The 1,661-nt window shown below is 43.8% G+C and carries 5 protein-coding genes; all 5 read left to right on the top strand.

Going from position 1 to position 1,661, the window contains the following annotated elements:
- On the top strand, positions 1–381 hold a 381-nt coding region (locus VB081_RS13855), incomplete at its 5' end, for a DUF5651 domain-containing protein (RefSeq protein ID WP_323401367.1).
- Positions 362–640: a hypothetical protein gene (locus VB081_RS13850; RefSeq protein WP_323401366.1), complete on the top strand. Its 279-nt coding sequence runs from the start codon at positions 362–364 to the stop codon at positions 638–640. The genes VB081_RS13855 and VB081_RS13850, both read left to right, overlap by 20 nt.
- A gap of 76 nt (positions 641–716) precedes the next feature.
- Complete coding sequence (locus VB081_RS13845) at positions 717–941, top strand: VRR-NUC domain-containing protein (RefSeq protein ID WP_323401365.1); 225 nt, start codon at positions 717–719, stop codon at positions 939–941.
- Positions 916–1,155, top strand: coding sequence for a hypothetical protein (locus VB081_RS13840; protein ID WP_323401364.1), 240 nt, complete (start codon positions 916–918; stop codon positions 1,153–1,155). The genes VB081_RS13845 and VB081_RS13840 overlap by 26 nt, the downstream gene beginning before the upstream one ends.
- Positions 1,156–1,661: PD-(D/E)XK nuclease family protein (locus tag VB081_RS13835; protein ID WP_323401363.1), on the top strand; the 506-nt coding region annotated here is incomplete at its 3' end.

The raw sequence follows: 1,661 nt of genomic DNA, 5'->3' as shown, positions 1-1,661 counted from the left end.
AGCAAGGAAGAAAAAACAGACCTGAAATACCTCAGAACATACACCAAACGCTATATACACCACGCTAAAGAGCGCATCGATAAGAAGAGCGATGACCGGCTAAAGGTGAAAGTCAAAAACTATGTGCCAAAGCTGGAACCGGTCCGGAAGTACGGGACCCCAGTCTTTAATCTGGCCCAGGATGATTTTTATGATCTGGTAGAGGAAGTAATGGCTATAAAATGCTGTGACTGCCCAGGGGTTCCGGGTTGCCGGACCAGAGAGGTGTTACAAGATAATTTTATCCCGATTTTAACCGTGACGGATGAGTCAAACCCTTGTGAGTATATGTACAAATTTACCGATTTAAAGGAGATTGCAGATGAGTGCAAGAAAATGTGAAGATATTGATTTAAAACTAGAATTAGCATCCGGCATCCTGAACTCAGTGATTAACAATCACGAAGTTTTGAAGGCTTACGATGCGGAATTGACCAAGGTTAAAAATGACCCGAATCCATCAAATACGAGAGTTAACGAATTTGTGGCAATGAAAAACCTAAAGCTTGATCGACTCCCGACGATCACCATCATGAAAAATAAAATCAGAATCCTTCGGCGAGAGCTGCTGGAACTGTCTTCACTGATCGATGGCGACTGAAAAGCAGTTTGAGCTTAAAGTGAGACGGTTTTTAGAATCCAACGGATGTTGGGTGCTCAAAACATGGGGTGGTGGAGTGCAACGATCGGGAGTACCGGATTTGCTGGTCTGCTGCAATGGATTGTTTTTAGGGGTGGAACTTAAAGCCGAAAACGGAAAGCCTACACCCCTCCAGCTTTGGAACATTGACAAAATTAAAGATGCCGGGGGCATTGGGATGGTGCTTTACCCTAATGGCTACGAGAGCTTTAAAAAATTAATTATGGAGAGTTTGGATGATAACACGAAAAAAGAAAATTGAAATTGCAATTCGTGATTTAAACAATCTGAAGAAGAAAGAACCGTTTTTATCAGAGTCGCTTGATTTGGCAATCGATGCCCTGGAGAAAGAAATTCCGGAATCTAAAGAGTTTGAAGGTTTTACCTATGTGTGTGGAAGGTGTGGAGAAGTCAACCTTCTATCTCTACCGAACGATAAGTGCTGCGTTTCCTGTGGCCAAAGGTTGGTGGAATAGATGCAGTTTAGTCATTCCAGGGTGGACCTGTTCACCCAATGTAAATATCGATATAAATTACGGTATATCGATAAGCTTAAAACGCTGCCGGATGATAACCCATCCAATGCGCTGTTTTTAGGGACGGCCCTCCACACAGGGCTGGAAAAAGGCGTTGATGCGGCGATTGCTGAGTATTATGGCAATTACCCCATCATCACCGATGCACACATTAATGAGGCCATTAAACTGGCTGAGATGATCCCACGGACCAAGGCATTATTGCCCCCGGGCGGGGTGTTTGAGCAATCTATTATGACCTCTGATTTTATCGGTTATATGGATTACCTGGTCCAGGTGGATGAGGTGAAGGTTCGGCGGCGGATGGTGCCAGTGTATGACCTGTACGACTTCAAATACTCCAATAGTGATGACCGATATAAAGAATCCGGTCAACTCACAGAGTATAAACATTTTTATGAGAGTCAGACCGGGCGAAAAATCCGAAATCTGTACTATGTCATGGT

Origin of the sequence: Christensenella sp., from assembly GCF_034927525.1 — a bacterium.
Classification (GTDB): Bacteria; Bacillota; Clostridia; order Christensenellales; family Christensenellaceae; genus Christensenella.
This window is presented reverse-complemented; position numbering and strand designations above follow the sequence as displayed.